Here is a 17,661-nt window from a genome sequence, read left to right as displayed (position 1 = left end):
TAAGATGGAACTATATCGTGCAAAGGGTTGACTGGGTGATTCCTTTTACAGACATAGAACTACAAACAGCATGGAGAGAAAATCAAGGAGCGGCAAAGGTCGGAACCAGAACTAACGCTCATCGTTTATTGCTATTTTACTCCGTTGAATGTGGTCTCAAAGCGGTTTTACTGAAAAGACAAAGTAAAGATTGCACCGATTCTTGTCCAGAATTACGTGAAGTGCGGCATGATATAAATAAGTTACTAGACAAACTAGCTGCAGGAGAAAAACTAAAACTTCCCTCACAATTAAGTATGAACCCTTTAGAAAATAATCAAGAGAGAAAGTTAAAAAATAATCAAGAGAGAAAGTTTTCTTGCGGTGAAATTAATCAAATGTGGCGATATGGGGGATGCTGTAAAAATATTGAGGATAGTGAATTAGAAAAAAAATTGTTAGATATATTAAGTTGGATTGCACAGGAGTTGCAGGGACTATGAGAAGACGGCCATTACTAACTTGGTTTGATATTAAAAGAAAAATTGCTTGCGAAACTGCTAACGGAAATGACTTACCTGATGGTATTGTTAAAATTAGTTGTTTTAGTAGTGCTTTCGAGATTGGTATTCAAAATCAAGATGATCAACACAAAGCTAACTCAATATTAAAGGAATGGTTTGGAGATTGGTATCAAGAATCAGAACAAATTATTCAGCTAGATATTGATAATGCTTCTATTCCTGTAGAATTTATTTTAATAGATAATAGTTCTGATTTTTCTCCATCGATTCGACCTTTTTGGCAGGAAGTCGCTTATTTAAAAGCCAATACAGATTCAGATCAATCGGATAGTTTTTTGCCAAATGCTTATCAAGATAAGCCAGAAATTGTTGCTTTTTATTCCTTTAAAGGTGGTGTGGGAAGAACCCTACATTTAGCTGCTTATATTCTTGCTCTCTTAGCAAGAGCAAAAGAGATAAATAAACCAGTTAAAATTTTAGTTATTGACTCAGATTTAGAGGCTCCGGGGTTAACCTATTGGCAAAGGTATGAAAATCAAGAGGCAACCGTATCTTTGAGCAATTTTTTAGAAGTTTATCAATATCCCAAGCCATCTCTAGAGGTGGCACTCTCTTGGGTAACTCAAGAAATTAAGAAAACTGCCAAACAGCAAAATAAATCAACTTTATATTTTTTACCCGCTTTTATTGAAGAAGAAGAACTCTTAGATACTCCTATACTGCCAGAAAATTTAGCTAGAAATCCATCGGGTGCTTGGGAGGTAGGGGATGCAATTCATCAATTAGGGCAAAAATTAGCAGTAGATTATATATTTATTGATTTAAGAGCAGGATTAAGTGAAATTTCTAGCCCAATTTTATTTGACTCTAGAATCCAAAGATTTTTAGTAACAACAGTTAATGAGCAATCTTGGCGAGGTGTCAGGATGGTTTTAGAAAAAATTGGCTTACTAGCTCCCAGTGATTCAAAAGTAAAGGATGATAATTATTATGATCCTTCGATAATTATTAGTTTTTTAACCCCAGAAGTCAGAAATTTATCAGCATTTGAGAATATTTTAGAGCAATTACAGTCGGCTTATGTTCAACCAAAAGATGAGATTTTATATATTGCTAGACTGGATATTAAAGAAACTTATTTTGCCCAAGAGTTACTATATATTAACAATTGGGACGAAGCTCAAAACAAATTAAGTTCAACTTCCTTGATGGAACTGGCAAGAGAATGGGCAGAAGATAAATTACCTAGTAATAGCATTGCATCAGTCACACCTTCAGATAACTCCTTAGATGATGTGAAAAAACTCAGGGATACTTGCAATAAATATATTTATGCAGAAAAGGGAGAAGGGGAAGATTTACTCATTACCGAGCCATTGAAAAATCTCGCTCGTAATTTTCAAGATAAACTACCTAATGTTATCTCAATTGGTGCTAAAGGTGCGGGAAAAACCTTTAATTATATTCAGCTATCTCGCCTACAGTCTTGGGAAAAATTTTTAAATAAAGTTGATCCTCAAAATCAAGAAAATCTCGGTTTAATATTTCCTTTACTGCAATCACAAAATTTAAATGATAAGGCCAAAAAGATTCTTGAGCAAGCACGGCAAAATGTTAATAATGTTCTTAATAATGATTATCAATTTTCCTCCTCGGATTTAAGAGACAGAATCACGCAGTCGCTATCAAATCAGGATTGGGATGAGGTTGATTGGACAAATTTTTGGATCAAAGAAATTTCGAGAGTTTTAGGTTATAATCCTGAAAATTGTCAATTACATAAACTGCATGAATACCTTCAACAAAAAAACTCGAAGATTATATTTTTATTTGATGGATTAGAAGATGCTTTTCCTAATGTTGCCAATGATAACCGTCAACGAAAAGCCTTGAAAGCTTTGATCGATTATTTACCCAATAAATTCTCAGAAATTAGGCAATCTAATCTCGGATTGATTGTCTTTCTGCGTCGAGATTTCTTGAGAAATACAATCACACAAAACTCGCAACAATTTGAAAACTTATATCGTAATTATGATCTATCTTGGAATCTAGAATCGTTTCTTAAACTTTCCTATTGGCTCTGCATACAATCATCGGTTATTAATGCTAACCCTCAAGATTTATTCGATTGTTCAATTGAAGATTTAAAAGAAAAACTAGAACGACTTTGGGGCAAAAAATTAGGAGCAGATAATGCAAGAGAAGCTAAGTCAGACAATTGGATTTTTGCCGCTTTAACCGATTTTAATGGAAGACTGCAAGCGAGGGATATTGTGAGATTTTTGTATCATGCTGCTAATATTACTGTAGAAAACAAACAAGACATACAATTTTCTAAATGGTCGAATACTAGACTGTTACCTCCCCAACCGATTCGACGAGCGCTTGAACCCTGTAGTCGAGAAAAAGTTAGAGAGTCTGAGGAAGAATATCCTATATTTAAAAGCTGGGTACAAAAAAGTTTACCTACATATAGTGATAAAAAAATTCCTTTTTCTCTAGAACAGTTTAATCTGAATGCTGATACAGTCAATATTCTTGAGCAAATGGGAGTAATTTATGAGGACAAGGATAAAGAAGATGCAGTTCGTTATTATATGCCCGAAATATTCCGTGAAGGGTTAGGATTTTCTAGTCAAGGTGCGCGTCCTCGTGTTCTAGCTTTAAAGCGCAAAGTTTTGGGGAAATCAAATTTTTAATGATTCGAGCTTTTTTGAAATGACTATATGATTGATTGTTATCAGCTTTTCAAAACAGGATTTGCTATTACCTAGCATTGGGGAATTGATTCGTTCATCAAAAAAGCTACACTACTGGGATTCTTGTTTTTTTTAGCTTTCCTGAAAAATGAAAAGGATAAAATTAATGATTGTACTTCTGTTCTCAAAGCAGCTGAAAATGGTCAGGTAATCTGTTACCGCCGCCTACTCTAGTGCAGTCAAACCCGATCACCCGAAGCCATCAAAAGTATCCAGGGTGCAGGAGTTGAACCTGCCTAGCACGAATTATGAGTTCGTTGCCTCAACCGCTCGGCCAACCCTGGGTTATACTATTAACTCATTATAGATCGGTAGTTACTCCGAACGTGAAAATCCAGCCCCACCAAGATGAAAAAATTTTCAATCAGCACATCCTTGCAGTTAGGACTCCTTTTGATGGTAGCCATGTTAGCCGCCGGCTTCGGTAGCGGTTGGGTAGCCTATCAATTGGGAATCGCCTCCCTGAAGGGAGTCAGTCAACCGGATATCAATCCCGCTAAAAAGTTTACCAACGATCGCACCAGTTATGGTCGCAATCAAACTTTTATCCCCGTGAAAGAAGAAGAAGTAATTAAAAGAGTGAGAGTTTATATGCAACAACAGAAAAACAAACCGCAATCAAAGGATGAAACCAAAGGATAGACTTCAAAAAAGGCGAATTTTGCCTTTTCGCTATGGATAATCAGGATTTATTGACTCGTTTAATTTTAGTCTTTTTACTAATCGTCCTCAATGCTTTTTTCGTAGCGGCCGAATTTTCGCTTGTGTCTGTCCGTCGTACCCGCGTCAGTCAGCTAGTGGCTGCGGGAGATGTGCCAGCGCAGACGGTACAATCTCTACAAAGAAGTCTCGATCGCTTACTTTCCACTACCCAATTAGGCATCACCCTTTCTAGTTTAGCTTTAGGTTGGATCGGGGAGAGTACCATGACCGTTTTTGTGAAGAAATTACTAAGTTTTTTACCCTTTTCTTTAAACTGGCAAAATCTTCTCTCCCATGGTTTTTCTCTTTGTCTAGCTTTTTTAATCGTGGCCTATCTCCAGATAGTTTTTGGGGAACTTTATCCCAAATCCCTAGCTTTAATTTATGCCGAACCGATGGCGCGATTATTAGCGGCACCTATTGGCGTTATTTCCCGGATTTTTAAGCCTTTTATCGGTATTATTAACCAATCAACTCGTTTTTTATTGGTTTTAACCCGTATCCCCGAAGTGGATCTACAGCGTTCTAGTCGGGTAACTTCCGAGGAATTACAATTAATTATCAGCATGGAAGGGGAATTAACGGGATTAGAAGCTGCGGAAAGGAAAATTTTAAATAATGTTTTCCAGTTTAGCGAAATCACTGCCGAGGAAATCATGGTTCCCCATAACCGTTTAATAGCTATTTCCTCGACCGCAACTTTTGAGGAATTACTGCTCCAAGTAGTTAACAGTGGCTATTCTTGTTATCCTGTGGAAGGAGATTCCGGTGATGATATCCGTGGTCTGATCGATTTTAAAGATTTAGCTTTACCCCTTGCCGAAGGTCAGTTAAATTTAACAACTCCGATTAAACCTTGGTTAAAACCTGTGCGTTTTTTCCCCGAAACCACTGCTTTAAATGAATTACTAACAGTGATGCGGGAATCATCCTTAAAGATGGTTATCATTGTCGATGAATTTGGCAGAACAGCCGGTTTATTAACCCTAAAAGATCTAATCGGTGAGATTCTGGGAACTTTTTCCCCTAGTGATGAATCGGGAACAGTGGAATATCAACTCCTCGATGAATCGACTTTTCTCGTACAAGCACAAATGAATTTAGAGGACGTGAACAAAGCATTAAATTTAAGTTTACCCTTGGCCGATGAATACCAAACCCTAGCCGGTTTTGTACTACATCATTGGCAAAAAATACCGCGGGTGGGAGAACAATTATATTACCAAAATTTAGAATTTACCATTATTTCTAAGGTCGGCCCTCGCTTGGAACAAATTAAGATTTATCGGCAACAACTATCCTCATGATATAAATAAGAAACAACTTTTCTCATTGATCCTTCTTGATTGTTAATCGAGTCAATAGCTGCCCACTCCTGTCACCATGAAACACCTTTTGACAATCCTCCCCCTCAGCTTGGGATTAATTGCCCTCACCCCCGCAAATTTGCCCCTAGAACGTTTTGAAATCTCACAATTAGGAACATCTACGGGATACGATGAACGACTGCTAACGGACAAAAAAACCCTACTACAAGCGATCGATCATAGTTTACGTTATCTGAATAGCCAGGCAGCGATCCGCGCCTATCAAAATTATCCTATTCCTGAAATAACTCGTCAGCGAGTGCATCGTTCCTTAGTACGGTTTCGTCAATTAGTGCAGAATTCTCCCACTCCCGCAGCTCTACAAAAGGCAGTTAAAAAAGAATTTATTTGGTATCGTTCTTTGGGTAATGATAGCCAGGGAAATGTTAAATTTACTGGTTATTTTCAGCCAATTTATCAAGCAAGTCGCCAAAAAAATGCCGAGTATAAATATCCTCTCTATCGCCGACCTGCTAACTTTTCTCGCTGGTCTAAACCCCATCCAGCTAGGGTAGAATTAGAGGGAAAAGATGGTTTACTGGGGGAAAATAGCCGTCTGTCGGGATACGAATTAGTCTGGTTAAAAGATCGCTTAGAAGCTTATTTAGTTCATGTGCAAGGTTCGGCGAAATTACGTTTACCTAATGGTCAAATTATGAGCATCGGTTTTGATGGCAATACCGAGCATCCCTACACAAGTCTGGGAAAAGAAATGATTGCCGATGGTATTTTTCCTGCTGAGGGTTTAACCTTACCAATGGTTTTAGATTTTCTCAGAAATAATCCCGAGCAATTAAAGAATTATATTCCCCGCAATAATCGGTTTATTTTCTTTCGAGAAACCCACGGCGCACCTGCCACTGGTAGTCTTGGAGTTCCGGTTTTACCGGAAAGATCGATCGCTACAGATAAAAGTGTTTTTCCCCCCGGTGCTTTAGCATTAATTGAGACAGAAATTCCCCAGGGAAATCTTAATAAAAAATTAGTTAGTCGCTATGTTCTCGATCAAGATACTGGCAGCGCGATTAAAGGTACTGGGAGGGTAGATATTTTTATGGGAACAGGAAAAAATGCGGGTGAGCGAGCCGGTTTAATTAATACTCCCGGTCAATTATATTATTTATTATTGAGGGAATAGGAAATAGTATATGTATAATTAAGATACACTTGCCAGAATCAGTTATCGGTTATCATATTTAAGGGAGGATTTTAAAAATAGAATGATGGAAAAAAACACAAATATAGATTGGTCGGATTGTGGTCCAATTACTTTAGTAGTCGTGCAGCCGACTTCTTTTTGTAATCTCAATTGTGATTACTGTTATTTACCCGATCGCCACTTAAAAAATACCTTATCCTTAGATTTAATCGAGCCGATTTTTCAGAGGGTTTTTAGCAGTCGTTTTCTCCAAGATAATTTTACCATTTGCTGGCACGCCGGCGAACCCTTGGCAGTTCCCATCAGTTTTTATGAAAGTGCCTTTGCTAAAATTGCGGAAGTTAGCGAGAAATATAATCAGCAGGGTTACTGTTTTCGTCATTCGGTACAAACTAACGCCACTTATATTAACGATGCTTGGTGTCAATTATTTAAAAAGCATGATGTTTATGTGGGAGTCAGTCTTGATGGACCAGCTTTTATTCACGATATCCACCGGCAAAACCGCAAGGGAACTGGCAGTCATGCTGCTACAATGCGGGGGATTTCTTTCTTGCAAAAACATGAAATTGATGTCAGTATCATCGCTGTTTTAACAGAAGATTCTCTCGACTATCCCGACGAAATTTTTAACTTTTTTTGGGATCATGGTCTTACCGATGTGGCTTTTAATATGGAAGAAACCGAGGGTATTCATTCACAATCTTCCTTGGATAAATTAGGCATTGAACAACGTTATCGCCAGTTTATTGCCAGATTTTGGGAGTTAGTCACGGCCAAACAAGGAGAATTTAAGCTGCGGGAATTTGAATCGATCTGTAGTTTGATTTATGCCGATGAACGCTTAGAAAATACCGATATGAATCGACCTTTTATGATTGTCAATTTCGATCATCAAGGTAATTTTTCCACCTTTGATCCGGAATTACTATCGATTAAAACCCAACCCTACGGTGATTTTATCTTTGGTAATGTTTTGAGCGATTCTCTGGAATCTATCTGTGAAACCGAGAAATTTCAACAAATTTACGCTGATATGCGCGGTGGAGTCGATTTATGTCGGCAAAAATGTGATTATTTTGGGGTTTGTGGGGGGGGTGCCGGTAGTAACAAGTATTGGGAAAATGGCACTTTCAACTCCACAGATACTAAAGCCTGTTTATACCGGATTAAGTGCATCACCGATATAGTTCTCGATCGCCTAGAAAATTTATTAGAAGTTTAGGGATTTTTTTGGTTATCAGTTATCAGTTCATTGATTACTGTTTACTAATAACTTATGAAAAAAACCTGATCTAAATACCATTTTTCCAAAGTAACGACAGAGATGGTCATGCCTGCTACGAATAAAGAAAAATGGTATTATTCTTCTTCTAAACTTAATCCTAACGCCTGTAAGCGTTCCGCTAGTCGATCCGCACGTTTTTTTTCTTTATCGGCACGTTTCTTTTCTTTATCGGCGCGTTTCTTTTCTTTATCGGCGCGTTTCTTTTCTTGACGCATTTGAGACTCTAACTCAACAGTTGTTAAAAATTTCTCTCCATCAGGACGATACAATTCTAAACTAGATTTATCCCAGATAAAACGCATACCTAAACGGGGACTTATCCAGTCATTGATGGCGATAATTTCTCTGAACTTTTCTCCCTGTCTTTGCCATCCTTGTAAACGACAGCGCATCGGGTTATATAAATAGTATTCTTCTACATTATATGTGTCATAAAACTCTAATTTTCGACTCATTTCTGCTTTTGTATTCTTCGGTGATAGAATTTCAAAAACCACTTGAGGAGCGATATTTTCTTCCTGCCATTGACGATAGGAACCCCTCCGTCCTTTGGGACGGCCAAAGGCTACCATCACATCGGGAGCAACCGGTGAAACCAAAGTAGAACGCAGAGGATACCAGAGTAAATCTCCGGCAATAAACACCTTAGGGTCATCCGCAAAGATAATCTCTAAATTCTCCTTAATTTTGACAATCCACTCATATTGTTCGGTATTATCTGCCATCGGTTGACCATCGCTATCGGGGAAAAGAAGATCGTCGTCAATATCAAGATAACTAACCATTGTCTTTTATTTTTAATAGATGGTTGTTTTCTGATTATAGCAAGATTTTTATCGATCATGAAAGCTGAAATTAAAATATATTAATAGGAATTATGAATTATCAATTAAGAATTGGGGAGATGGGGTAATGGGGTGTGGGGAGAAAAAGCTGAAAAAGGTCTTAAGCGGCGTTTATATCTATTAAAGTCTATATTTATCAAAAAATTAATTGACTAGAATCTATAAAAACGTTAGGATTGATGGTGACAAATAGTTGTTATTGAGAAGGGGATAAGAACTTGATACAGGCAACCCTGCACCAGTTAAGGGTTTTTGAGGCTACCGCTCGACACAGTAGCTTTACCAAGGCGGCCGAGGAGTTATTTATCACTCAACCTACCGTCTCAACCCAAGTCAAACAACTCACAAAAGCCGTGGGTTTACCGCTATTCGAGCAAATTGGCAAACGTTTATTTTTAACCGAAGCGGGTAAGGAATTACTGTTCACCTGTCAAGAGATTTTTAATAAATTGGACAACTTTCAAATGAAAGTGGCCGATATTAAAGGAACTAGACAGGGAAAGCTGACTTTAGGCGTAATTACTACCGCTAAATACTTTGTACCGCGATTACTGGGGGCATTCTGTCAACAGTATCCCGGTATTGACATCGCCCTGCAAGTGACTAATCATCAGAAACTGCAAGAGCGAATGTTAAACAACGAGGATGACCTCTATATTCTCAGTCAACCGCCAGAAGAAGTGGAACTTTGTTCTCAGTCTTTCCTCGAAAATCCCCTAGTGGTGGTGGCGCGACGAGATCATCCATTGGTGGGTAAGAAAAATCTCCCCCTTGAATCCCTCAACCAGCAACCTTTTATTATGCGTGAATCGGGATCTGGAACCCGCCAAGCGGTACAAAAATTATTTAATCTCCACGATATTAAGGTGAAGGTGCGCTTGGAATTAGGCAGTAACGAGGCGATTAAACAGGCTATTTCTGGCGGTTTAGGACTATCGGTACTATCTAAGCATACTCTCATCTCGGAAGGGGAAAACGGCGAATTAGCCATCCTCGACGTGGAACATTTTCCGATTCAGCACAATTGGTACGTTTGTTACTTGGCCGGAAAACAACTTTCCGTGATTGCTGATGCTTTTTTAAAATACCTGCTGGAAGCTAGTCAAACTATCCCGATTAATGCCCCGTTAAAAAATGGTGACAGCTTATTAGTGAGCCATTAAACCTTAAACTTTAATTCAGGATCATTTTTTTTCTTGAGGTGTTTATATGTTCGAGTCCTTCAGCCAGACTATCTGGTTGGTACCTCTTTACGCCTTTGCGGGCGCACTTCTCGCTCTACCTTGGTCTCCCGGTATTATCCGGCAAACCGGCCCGCGACCGGCCGGTTATCTGAACTTGATCATGACTTTCTTGGCTTTTTTCCATAGCCTTTTTGCTTTGATCGCCGTTTGGGGTCGTCCGCCTCAATCCATAGCATTTAATTGGCTAAATGCCGCAAATTTAAGCATATCTTTAGATGTGCAGATTTCAGCTGTTAATATTGGGGCGTTACTGCTAATTACCGGCTTAAACCTCGCCGCTCAGGTATATGCGATCGCCTATCTAGAAATGGATTGGGGTTGGGCAAGGTTTTATTCTCTCGTCGCCCTCTTTGAAGGGGGTATGTGCGCCCTCGTTATCTGTAATTCGCTATTTTTCAGCTATTGTGTGCTAGAAGTTCTCACCCTCGGCACTTATCTGCTGATTGGTTTCTGGTTCAATCAATCTCTGGTGGTGACGGGGGCGCGGGATGCTTTTCTGACTAAACGGATTGGCGATTTAATCCTGTTGATGGGAGTAGTGGCCCTTTTACCCCTTGCGGGAACATGGAACTTTGACCAATTGGCAGAATGGGCGGCCACAGCCAATTTAAACCCCAATGTGGCTAATTTACTCTGTTTAGCCCTGATTGCTGGTCCGATGGGCAAATGCGCTCAATTTCCTCTACATTTATGGCTAGATGAGGCCATGGAAGGACCGATGCCAGCGACAATTCTGCGGAATACCGTCGTCGTTTCCACTGGTGCTTGGTTATTAGTGAAATTAGAGCCGGTGCTACAATTATCGCCCTTAACCTTGCAGGTGATGACCATTGTTGGCTCTGTCACTGCCATCGGTGCGGGATTAATTGCGATCGCCCAGATCGATGTCAAGCGCTCCCTTTCCTATTCCGTCAGTGCCTACATGGGACTGATTTTTATCGCTGTTGCCACCGGACAAACGGAAACCGCTTTAGTGTTGCTCTTTACATACGCGATCGCTATGTCCCTGTTAGTCATGGTGGTGGGTAACATCATTTGGAATAATATCAGCCAAGATTTAAGCCAATACGGCGGTTTATGGTCCCGTCGTCCCGTTTCTGGTATTTGTTATCTCGTTGGTGCAGCTAGTTTAGTCGCACTGCCTCCCTTTGGTGGTTTTTGGGCATTAGCGCGCATGGGCGATCGCCTCTCGGAAATCAGTGGTTTACTGTTATTAGTGCTATTGTTGGTCAATGCCTTAACTGCTTTTAGTGTCACTAGAGAATTTTGCGTTTTCTTTGGCGGTAAAATCAAACCGATGACCCTGCGCTCTCCGGAAGCTCTTTGGCCCTTAGTTATCCCCATGACTGTGACCATGGGTTTCGCCCTTCATCTGCCGATTTTATTGGCGCAATGGCATTTATTACCAAGTAACTTAAATCTGGGAGTAGCTTTTCTCTTGGTACTTTCCACCGCTGCTGGCGTAATTCCGGCAGCCTATGTTTACCTGAATGAAAATATCTCCAAACCGATCGTTTTTCAACCCAAAGCCGTTCAAGATTTCTTTGCCAATGACCTTTATACAGCCCAATTGTATAAAGTTACCATCGTTTTTGTCGTCGGATTAATCTCGCAAATTATTAACTGGATCGATACCTTTCTGGTGGATGGTGTCGTTAACCTGGTGGGATTAGCCACGGTTTTTGGTGGTCAGAGTTTGAAATATAACGTTTCGGGCCAAACCCAATTTTACTTTCTGTCGATTATTTTGGGGGTCGCTTTGATCGGTATTATCATCTGTTGGCCGTTGTTATCACAAATTTCTCTAGTTTTCAGTTAAAGATTTGATAACTTAGGCTTTTCTTTAGTATCCCTTGCCCCGACAATAGGACTTGTCCTGATTAATGGAAACAACTAGCTATGTTCAATACCTCTCGTCGCCAATTAATCCGTTATGGTGGTGGTTTTTTGGGAACTGGTCTGGCCGCTACTATTTTAGGCTCGCAACTGTCCCAAACTAACGCCCAAACTGCTGTTAATTCTGAGCCATGGCTGACTGCTCAAAATAAAGGATTGACCCCCGACCAAGCTTTAACTATGCTCATGGAAGGCAATCAACGTTTCTGGGAACGAAGACAAAAAAGTCCTAACCGCGATCAAGCTCGACTCACAGAAGTGGCCGAAAGTCAAGCCCCTTTTGCGGCAATTTTGGGCTGTGCCGATTCTCGCGTGCCAGCAGAAATCGTTTTTGATCGCGGATTAGGAGATCTATTTGTTTGTCGGGTAGCCGGAAATTTAGCCACTTCCGAAGAAATTGGTAGTCTAGAATTCGGCACGTTGGTATTAGGAGCTAAGGTAATTATTGTTCTCGGCCATTCTCGTTGTGGAGCGGTAAAAGCCACCATTGAAGGGGGTCGTTTTCCCGGACAAATCGGTCGTTTAATCGATGGATTACAGGTGGGAGTTGATCGAGCCGAAAGACAACCCGGTTCTAACAAACTTGAGCGAGCAATTAAATCCAATGTTAACTATCAAGTAGAGAAATTAGGCAAATCCCCAGTTATCGGTGAATTAGTGGACGGCAAACAATTAAAAGTTGTCGGAGCCTACTATGATCTCGATAGCGGAAAAGTGAGTTTAATTTAGTCAATTCCAGATTAGTCATCGTGTTGGTTGGCTAATCGTTTTCTCATCCCAGTCATTGTAAATTCGATCGATACCAATATGCTCAGTACCCTGCTTTGGTTGCCAATAATTGGAGCAATTATCGTCGGTCTTTTCCCCGATAAATTTGCCCCAGCAAAATTACGTCAAATTACCCTCTTTTTTGTTGCCGCCGTCCTCTTTTGGTCTTTATATCTGCTGACCCAATATAACTTAACCAGCAATGGCTTTCAATTTTCTGAATACCGCGAATGGGCAAAACCAATCGGTTTAAGTTATAACCTCGGAGTCGATGGTTTGTCCTTACCGTTAATTATTTTAAACTGTTTCTTGACAGGAATAGCTATCTATAGTAGCGAAGAAAAAATAGATCGTCCCCGACTTTATTACATCCTAATCCTCCTGATTAACGCCGGGGTTTCTGGGGCATTAATGGCCAAAAACCTGCTGCTGTTCATCGTTTTCTATGAACTAGAATTAATCCCCTTTTATCTGATGATTGCTATCTGGGGAGGCGAAAAACGTGGCTATGCTTCGATTAAATTCCTTCTCTACACTGCCGTCTCCGGGTTATTAGTCCTAGCGGCATTTTTAGGCATAGGTTTCCTCAACGGTGGTACTTTTGACTATTCCTCCCTCTCGACCGCCGATTTCTCCCAAAAAACCCAATTACTGCTCTTAACTCTGCTGTTAGTGGGATTTGGCATCAAAATACCCCTCGTACCTCTCCATACTTGGCTACCGGATGCCTATACGGAAGCTTCCCCCGCTACAGCAATTTTATTAGGTGGTATCCTCGCTAAACTCGGTACTTATGGCTTAGTTCGCTTTGGTCTGCAATTATTCCCCGAAACTTGGTCTTTAATCGCCCCCGGACTGGCAATTGTCGGCGTTATTAGCGTTATTTACGGGGCCTTGAGCGCTATTGCCCAAAAAGACATTAAACGCATGGTGGCCTACAGTTCGATCGGTCACATGGGCTATATACTGGTAGCAGCCGCCGCCGGCACGGGTTTAAGCGTCCTTGGTGCCGTCGCGCAAATGATTAGCCACGGTCTCATTCTCGCCCTCTTATTTTATCTGGTGGGCATTGTCGAACGCAAAGCCGGAACTAGAGATTTAGACGTTTTAAACGGTTTAATGAACCCAATTCGCGGTTTACCCCTGGTTAGCGCCCTGTTAATTCTCGCCGGTATGGCCAGCGCAGGTATCCCCGGATTAGTGGGATTTGTGGCGGAATTTATCGTTTTTCAGGGTAGTTTTTCCCGTTTCCCCGTGCAGACGGTTCTCTGTATCATCGCTTCCGGTTTAACGGCGGTTTACTTTGTTATCCTGCTTAATCGCACCTGTTTTGGTAAATTGGATAACAAACTTGCCTACTATCCCAAAGTCTTGAAATCGGAAACTATCCCCGCTTTTGTCCTAATGGTATTAATCGTCTTTTTAGGTATTCAACCCAATTATTTAGTCCGTTGGATTGAACCCACCACTAACTCGATGGTTGCCAGCTTATCGGGAGAAGCAAAACCTAGTTTTGTCTTCAAAAAATCTCCGCAAAAGTCCTCAAAAACCAACTGGTTGAATCGGGGTAAATTTTTGGGTAATAGTTAGTTATCCCTTGCTGTTTCCGAATTATTGTAACCGCCGCTAATTACTTTACCTAAAACTATGACTGGGACATTAATCAAAGCCAAACTTCCCCCTTCTACTCACGAATTTGCCGAAATTATCCAGCGTTTAGAAGCGGGTGGATCCATGTTACCGGATACTCCCGAAAACCTGATGCAAATTATCGGCATTTATAAAGCTTATGCCGTACCGATGGATTTTTATTGGCGGGATCTTCTCTACATTGCCGAACGAGTTTTCCTCGATCCTTTGCCCTTTTTTAAATATTTTCTGCCCCAAGAATACCTGGACTTACAAAATCATTACGCTGGCGATAATGCCGATTTACGCATCTGGCGCGGCACGGGTTCTGCTCACCCTGAATTGTTAGAATTCATGGATAAAGGTAAAACCCAAAAAATGCCCAGATTAATCCATCATCTTTGGCATGACCGAATTAATATGGAATTTGCCGAAGCTTGTATGCAAGCCATGTTGTGGCATGGCCGCGATATGGGTTGGGGTTTATTTGATGCCTATCTTGATTCAGAAGAATATCGCCAAAATGCCGACCGCGCTATTAAGGCCTATTTCAAGAAAAATCCCGTGATGATGAAACTTTATGACCTGTTCCCCGATATGTTCTTGGAACAGGTGCGGATGATGTCCTATTACTCCAATTTAGGACTATTCTGGGAAGTGATGGCTCCGGTGTTTTTCGAGATGTCCGATATCTACGATGAAGGCGGGTTTAAAGGTGTTCCTGATGCTATGAATTTCCTCGTTAATGGCATTTTTGCCATCGCTGGCCGGCCAATTTATCATCACGTTTATATTGATGGTCAATGCTACGAAATTATCCCCAAATCAAAGGCTTTTACTTGGCTTTATGAAGCGGCTTTACCCTATGTGGAAGCCGTCTTTTATCGTACTGCTCCCTTCCGGGGTACAAAGTCCTATAATGCCCAAGCAAAACAGGTTCCCTACCAACAAAAAGACTTTCACTATGGCATTCTTTACGCTGATGTTTTCCCCGTGGGTACTGCGGGAATTCCTCCCACATTGTTAATGGATGATATGTATCATTTCTTGCCTCAATATCTGATCGATTACTATCAGCAACAGTGCCGGGGGGAAGACGATATTTTGATTCAATTGGGGATTAGTTTTCAGCGATCGATGTATAATGTTACTTCGGCAGTTATTCAAGCTCTACGCACTGCTTTACTCTATCCCCTCGACGATCCTAATCCCAAACATTTACTCAAAAATCGTCAATTCTTTGAGGCACAAATGGACAGATTTAAACGTCCCGAAGCGCGTCTTAGAGATATCCAAAGTCCTAATTATCGTTAAGGTTTTTGGGTTATTTTTCTGGTGGGTTTATCGCCCACCTTTTTTGATTATGAGATAACCGAACCCCAAGTCATACTAATACTAAATCCCTTGAGTAATGCACAGAAAACGGGTTTTTCCGAGAAACTGGTTTTCTACTCGAGGGAATAAATAATCAGTATTTAATAGCCAGATTTAGTATTAAGTACCTAAGCAAAATTAATTACACATTTCGATAAAGCTTTTGCTTCTTGCCTTCGTTAAAACCACCCACTTAATAGGATAGTTACAGAACGTAAAAATTGGCTAATTCAGGAGTTATTATTATGCTAGACCAAATGATGAAGATGTTAGAAGGGCAACAAATAGGCCCCTATCGTCTTAATAAATTTCTCGGTGCGGGTGGTTTTGGTGGTGTATTTCATGCTAGTGAAATGGTCAGAAATACATCGGTCAAAGAAGTTGCCATTAAAGTTATCCCCGAAAGTAGCGATGATAAATTAATTGAGTTAACAAATTCCAGAAAGTTAGAACATCCTAATTTAATTAAGAGTTATGCGGTGGGGGAATTTACTTTTCTCAATACAGAGATGCTTTATTTAGTGATGGAATTGGCACAGGGTAGCCTAGAAAATCACATTGCCAAAGCCAGTTTGTCAGCGGATGAGATTAAAAATATTACTGCTCAAGTCGCCCAGGGCTTAAATTATCTTCATCGACAAAATAAAGTCCATCGAGATTTAAAACCGGGTAATATCCTCAAGGTTAATCAACAATACAAGTTAGCAGATTTTGGCTTAATTAGAACCTTAAATAACAAAAGCCACACTCAAACAGTCCACAATACCGGTACAATTATTTATATGCCTCCCGAAGCCTTTAGGGGTGATATTTCCTCAGCTTGGGATCTGTGGTCATTAGGTATTATGTTAATCCAAATGACGACTAATCAATTTCCCTATAAGTTCAATAATGACAATAATCAATTAATGGTAAAGGTGATAAATTGTGAGCTACAAATTCCCAGTTTACCGAAAGAGTTTAAACCGATTATTGAAGGGTGTTTGCAAAAAGATAGAAGACAAAGATGGACAGCACAACAGGTTTTAAATGCCTTACAAGCAGTCAAAAAGCCTGTTTCACCCACTCCATTTACCGAAAAACTACCCAATCGAGTCACACTGGAGATGGTGAGCTTACCAGCAGGTGAATTTCTCATGGGATCTCCTGACAGTGATTCTGATGCTAAAAGTTGGGAAAAGCCTCAACACCAAGTTAAAGTCAACAGTTTTGCGATTGGCAAATATCCAGTGACTCAGGCACAATATGAAGCGGTAATGGGAACCAATCCCTCTCATTTTGAAAACAACTCTTGGTTTAAAAACAATCCGCAAAATCTGGTAGAAAATGTTAGTTGGAACGACGCTCAAGCTTTTTGTCAGAAATTGAGTCAAATAACAGGAAAAACCTATCGCCTACCCACAGAAGCGGAATGGGAATATGCTTGTCGTGCGGGGACAACCACTCGCTATTATTTTGGTGATGATGATAATCAGTTAGGAAATTACGCTTGGTATAGCGGAAATTCTGATCGTACAACTCATCCTGTAGGACAGAAAAAGCCCAATGCTTGGGGACTCTATGACATGAGTGGCAATGTTTGGGAGTGGTGCGAAGACGATTGCCACAATAACTATATCGGAGCGCCGACGGATGGCAGTGCTTGGATAACAAATTATCAAAGAGCCAATCCTTTCAAAATAGTGCGCGGCGGCTCTTGGGAGACTTTATCAAGGTACTGCCGTTCCGCTAACCGCCACGACGATTACACCCGCATGATAGGCAATTTCGGTTACGGTTTTCGGGTAGTCTGCGTATTCGGGAGGACTCTGTAATCCTTTTTCCCTTTTTTTCCCTTTTTACCCTTTTTCTCTTTTTCTCTTTTTCCCGCCGCTAGGCGGGTCGATTTTTTTTTGAGCCGTAGGTTGGGTTGAGGAACGAAACCCAACCCAATTATTTAAAAGTGTTGGGTTTCACTATCGTTCAACCCAACCTACGATCTGAAATTAAATAATATTGTGGCGCTCCTAACGCACCCTACTGGACTGTTTCAGCTAAAATAGGGCAATAGCTCGAACAAGCAGAGGACATTTTAATGGGAAGAGGTCGGCGAGATAAAGTCAATCTAACAGGGGAACAAAGAGA

13 protein-coding genes and 1 tRNA gene are annotated in these 17,661 nt (G+C 40.5%); 12 read left to right on the top strand and 2 right to left on the bottom strand.

What is annotated here, in order from left to right; all coding sequences use genetic code 11:
* Positions 1-35: 35 nt before the first annotated feature.
* On the top strand, positions 36-482 hold the full coding sequence (locus EWV84_RS10305) for a hypothetical protein (RefSeq protein WP_287077919.1): 447 nt from the start codon (positions 36-38) through the stop codon (positions 480-482).
* Complete coding sequence (locus tag EWV84_RS10300) at positions 479-3,205, top strand: KGGVGR-motif variant AAA ATPase (RefSeq protein WP_287077918.1); 2,727 nt, start codon at positions 479-481, stop codon at positions 3,203-3,205. Before EWV84_RS10305 ends, EWV84_RS10300 begins: the two co-directional genes overlap by 4 nt.
* A 271-nt stretch (positions 3,206-3,476) precedes the next feature.
* On the opposite strand, the gene EWV84_RS10295 is transcribed toward EWV84_RS10300, so the two are convergent.
* Positions 3,477-3,549, bottom strand: a tRNA-Ile gene (locus EWV84_RS10295).
* 64 nt (positions 3,550-3,613) lie between these two features.
* Here EWV84_RS10295 and EWV84_RS10290 point away from each other — a divergent pair.
* From EWV84_RS10290 to grrM, 4 genes are all read left to right on the top strand, one after another.
* A complete protein-coding gene (locus tag EWV84_RS10290) occupies positions 3,614-3,907 on the top strand; it encodes a hypothetical protein (protein WP_061431314.1) in 294 nt (97 codons plus the stop codon).
* 32 nt (positions 3,908-3,939) lie between these two features.
* Entirely contained in the window at positions 3,940-5,274 is a 1,335-nt protein-coding gene (locus EWV84_RS10285; protein WP_287077917.1) for a hemolysin family protein, read from the top strand.
* 76 nt (positions 5,275-5,350) lie between these two features.
* Positions 5,351-6,472, top strand: a complete 1,122-nt coding sequence (gene mltA, locus EWV84_RS10280) for a murein transglycosylase A (protein WP_287077916.1) — start codon at positions 5,351-5,353, stop codon at positions 6,470-6,472.
* A gap of 85 nt (positions 6,473-6,557) precedes the next feature.
* Positions 6,558-7,718: a cyclophane-forming radical SAM/SPASM peptide maturase GrrM/OscB gene (grrM, locus tag EWV84_RS10275; protein ID WP_287077929.1), complete on the top strand. Its 1,161-nt coding sequence runs from the start codon at positions 6,558-6,560 to the stop codon at positions 7,716-7,718.
* A 137-nt stretch (positions 7,719-7,855) separates the two neighbouring features.
* On the opposite strand, the gene EWV84_RS10270 is transcribed toward grrM, so the two are convergent.
* Positions 7,856-8,566 carry a Uma2 family endonuclease gene (locus EWV84_RS10270; RefSeq protein WP_287077915.1) on the bottom strand — a complete coding sequence of 237 codons (711 nt, stop codon included), beginning with the start codon at positions 8,564-8,566 and terminating at the stop codon, positions 7,856-7,858.
* 278 nt (positions 8,567-8,844) lie between these two features.
* On the opposite strand from EWV84_RS10270, the gene EWV84_RS10265 reads away from it, so the two are divergent.
* From EWV84_RS10265 to EWV84_RS10240, 6 genes are all read left to right on the top strand, one after another.
* Positions 8,845-9,789: a LysR family transcriptional regulator gene (locus tag EWV84_RS10265; RefSeq protein ID WP_286827089.1), complete on the top strand. Its 945-nt coding sequence runs from the start codon at positions 8,845-8,847 to the stop codon at positions 9,787-9,789.
* Positions 9,790-9,835: 46 nt separating this feature from the next.
* On the top strand, positions 9,836-11,689 hold the full coding sequence (locus tag EWV84_RS10260; protein WP_287077914.1) for an NAD(P)H-quinone oxidoreductase subunit F: 1,854 nt from the start codon (positions 9,836-9,838) through the stop codon (positions 11,687-11,689).
* A gap of 80 nt (positions 11,690-11,769) precedes the next feature.
* The gene (locus tag EWV84_RS10255; RefSeq protein ID WP_287077913.1) at positions 11,770-12,495 is read left to right on the top strand and encodes a carbonic anhydrase; all 726 of its coding nucleotides are present in this window, start codon (positions 11,770-11,772) and stop codon (positions 12,493-12,495) included.
* A gap of 78 nt (positions 12,496-12,573) precedes the next feature.
* The gene (locus tag EWV84_RS10250) at positions 12,574-14,124 is read left to right on the top strand and encodes an NADH-quinone oxidoreductase subunit M (RefSeq protein WP_287077912.1); all 1,551 of its coding nucleotides are present in this window, start codon (positions 12,574-12,576) and stop codon (positions 14,122-14,124) included.
* Positions 14,125-14,181: 57 nt separating this feature from the next.
* Positions 14,182-15,477, top strand: a complete 1,296-nt coding sequence (locus EWV84_RS10245; RefSeq protein WP_287077911.1) for a CO2 hydration protein — start codon at positions 14,182-14,184, stop codon at positions 15,475-15,477.
* Between the two features lie 305 nt (positions 15,478-15,782).
* Positions 15,783-17,351, top strand: coding sequence for an SUMF1/EgtB/PvdO family nonheme iron enzyme (locus EWV84_RS10240; RefSeq protein ID WP_287077910.1), 1,569 nt, complete (start codon positions 15,783-15,785; stop codon positions 17,349-17,351).
* The last annotated feature ends 310 nt before the right edge of the window (positions 17,352-17,661 follow it).

It is taken from the genome of Microcystis sp. M_QC_C_20170808_M3Col (genome assembly GCF_007095505.1).
In the GTDB taxonomy this organism is placed as follows: domain Bacteria; phylum Cyanobacteriota; class Cyanobacteriia; order Cyanobacteriales; family Microcystaceae; genus Microcystis.
Note: the sequence above shows the minus strand (reverse complement) of the source record. Positions and strands in the feature narration are given on the sequence as shown.

What these genes read in the sequence shown, in the direction of transcription:
- EWV84_RS10300 (WP_287077918.1), top strand. Translation starts at nt 479, where the DNA reads ATGAGAAGACGGCCATTACTAACTTGGTTTGATATTAAAAGAAAAATT.
- EWV84_RS10290 (WP_061431314.1), top strand. Translation starts at nt 3,614, where the DNA reads ATGAAAAAATTTTCAATCAGCACATCCTTGCAGTTAGGACTCCTTTTG.
- EWV84_RS10285 (WP_287077917.1), top strand. Translation starts at nt 3,940, where the DNA reads ATGGATAATCAGGATTTATTGACTCGTTTAATTTTAGTCTTTTTACTA.
- mltA (WP_287077916.1), top strand. Translation starts at nt 5,351, where the DNA reads ATGAAACACCTTTTGACAATCCTCCCCCTCAGCTTGGGATTAATTGCC.
- grrM (WP_287077929.1), top strand. Translation starts at nt 6,558, where the DNA reads ATGGAAAAAAACACAAATATAGATTGGTCGGATTGTGGTCCAATTACT.
- EWV84_RS10270 (WP_287077915.1), bottom strand. Translation starts at nt 8,566, where the DNA reads ATGGTTAGTTATCTTGATATTGACGACGATCTTCTTTTCCCCGATAGC.
- EWV84_RS10260 (WP_287077914.1), top strand. Translation starts at nt 9,836, where the DNA reads ATGTTCGAGTCCTTCAGCCAGACTATCTGGTTGGTACCTCTTTACGCC.
- EWV84_RS10255 (WP_287077913.1), top strand. Translation starts at nt 11,770, where the DNA reads ATGTTCAATACCTCTCGTCGCCAATTAATCCGTTATGGTGGTGGTTTT.
- EWV84_RS10250 (WP_287077912.1), top strand. Translation starts at nt 12,574, where the DNA reads ATGCTCAGTACCCTGCTTTGGTTGCCAATAATTGGAGCAATTATCGTC.
- EWV84_RS10245 (WP_287077911.1), top strand. Translation starts at nt 14,182, where the DNA reads ATGACTGGGACATTAATCAAAGCCAAACTTCCCCCTTCTACTCACGAA.
- EWV84_RS10240 (WP_287077910.1), top strand. Translation starts at nt 15,783, where the DNA reads ATGCTAGACCAAATGATGAAGATGTTAGAAGGGCAACAAATAGGCCCC.